Below are 1,788 nucleotides of genomic sequence, written 5' to 3' on the forward strand. Positions count from 1 at the left end.
AAGACTGTATCAATAAGAGAGTTCTATAGAATTGGAAAGATACCGAAGATTGGAGATACAGTTGAGATAAATGGTCAACAGGCAAGAGTTATAGATATATCTAGTGGTAGAGTAACTCTAGACTTTAATCATCCACTTGCAGGTAAGACATTGATAGTGCAGTTGAAAGTTTTGAAAAAGCTTGAAAAAGATGAAGATAAGATCAGGTATCTAGTCAAGAGATTTATCCCACACATAAAGCCTGAGAATATAGATGTAAAAATTGAAGATAATGGATCAAAAGTAGTTATAAAGTTACCAATTGAGACTATGCTAATTGAACGTATAGGAGTTATCAAGGCATCTATAGCAGAGGAGATTGGTAGAAGATTGCAAAATGTTAGAAAGGTAGTATTTATTGATGAGATTGAGATTAAGAGAGAACAATCTCAACAATCTCAAACTTAGAAAGATTTTAAACTTACACATATTGAAACAATTTGAGAAGTATGTTTGAGTATTTTGATAAGAGAATATTTCAATTTCCTGAAACTTTCCTAAGTGGAGATGATATACTTAAGAGATTAAACATATTTAAGACAGGTACGACAACAGTCGGAATTGTCACTAAGGATGGTGTAGTACTTGCAACTGATAAGAGAGCAACAGCAGGATACTTCATAGCTAATAAGAATGTTAAGAAGATATGGAAGATTGATAATCATGTTGCAGCAACAATGTGTGGATCTGTTGCAGATGTTCAAAAACTTCTAGATGAACTTACAAGAATAGCACATTCTCACAAGATTGATACTGGAAAACCGATAAGTATAAGATCACTTGCAAATTATGCAAGTCTCGTACTATTCTCAACAAGACCATACCTACTTATAGTACATATAATAATTGGAGGATACGATCCTGATGAAGGACCTGTACTATATGCATTAGACTGGTTTGGAACTGTTACAAGAGAGACAAAGTATACATCTACAGGAAGTGGTTCTCCAATAGCTTTTGGAGTTCTTGAAGATGGTTATAGAGAAGATATGAGTATTGACGAGGCTGTTAGACTTGCTGTTAGAGCTGTATATGCAGCAATGATGAGAGATCCAGGATCTGGTGAAGGTATTATAGCAGTGACGATTACTAGAGAAGGTTATAGAGAGATTCCTGAGAGTGAGATTAGGACGATGTTAAAAATAGGACAAGCTTAATAAAGTTCTAGTAATACTATTAGCGATTCTTTGTGCCTTTTAGAGAAGATATTCAGAAGAAGATAATAGACACATTATCTCCACACGTTGGAGTAGCTAAGATAGATTTTGAAGGACCTAGTATTGTTGTTCTAATAGATAATTCAAAGAGATTCTATACTGAAGGTTGTGATAAACTTATAAAACAACTTGCTAAAGATTTGAAAAAGCATTTAATAATTAGATGTGATGTTAAGGGAAGGAAGAATAAGAAAGAGGCACAGACAATAATTAAGGAGATTATAGAGAGTAACGTTGGTAAAGATGTTCTAGATAGTGTATATTTTGACGATAATCTTGGTGATGTATACATATACTTGAAGAGACCTGTCAGAAATAAGAAGAAGCTTGAACATATGATTTTTGCAGAGACAGGTTGGAGAGCTATAATAACACCAACAGCTCTTGAAATGGCTAAAAAACTTCCAAGACAAGAATTTGAATATGTTAGACAGATACAGATAACAATGTCTAAAGAAAGGTCAGACTTCTTGAAAAATCTTGGTAGAAGAATTCATAGAGATTCCATATTTAGAGATACATACATAAGAGT

At 33.4% G+C, this 1,788-nt stretch carries 3 protein-coding genes; all 3 read left to right on the top strand.

Features of this window, described 5'->3' with window-relative positions; translation table 11 throughout:
• A partial coding sequence (locus tag AC3WVG_RS11620; RefSeq protein WP_488798282.1) for a hypothetical protein occupies positions 1-447 on the top strand: 447 nt, incomplete at its 5' end.
• 41 nt (positions 448-488) lie between these two features.
• On the top strand, positions 489-1,196 hold the full coding sequence (locus AC3WVG_RS11625) for an Ntn hydrolase family protein (protein ID WP_488798283.1): 708 nt from the start codon (positions 489-491) through the stop codon (positions 1,194-1,196).
• A 32-nt stretch (positions 1,197-1,228) separates the two neighbouring features.
• The coding region (locus tag AC3WVG_RS11630) for a hypothetical protein (protein ID WP_488798284.1) at positions 1,229-1,788 on the top strand (560 nt) is incomplete at its 3' end.

Source organism: Desulfovulcanus sp., assembly GCF_982781345.1.

Bases quoted from the DNA above. Each gene is read 5' to 3' on its own strand.
- AC3WVG_RS11625 (WP_488798283.1), top strand. From the start codon at position 489: ATGTTTGAGTATTTTGATAAGAGAATATTTCAATTTCCTGAAACTTTC.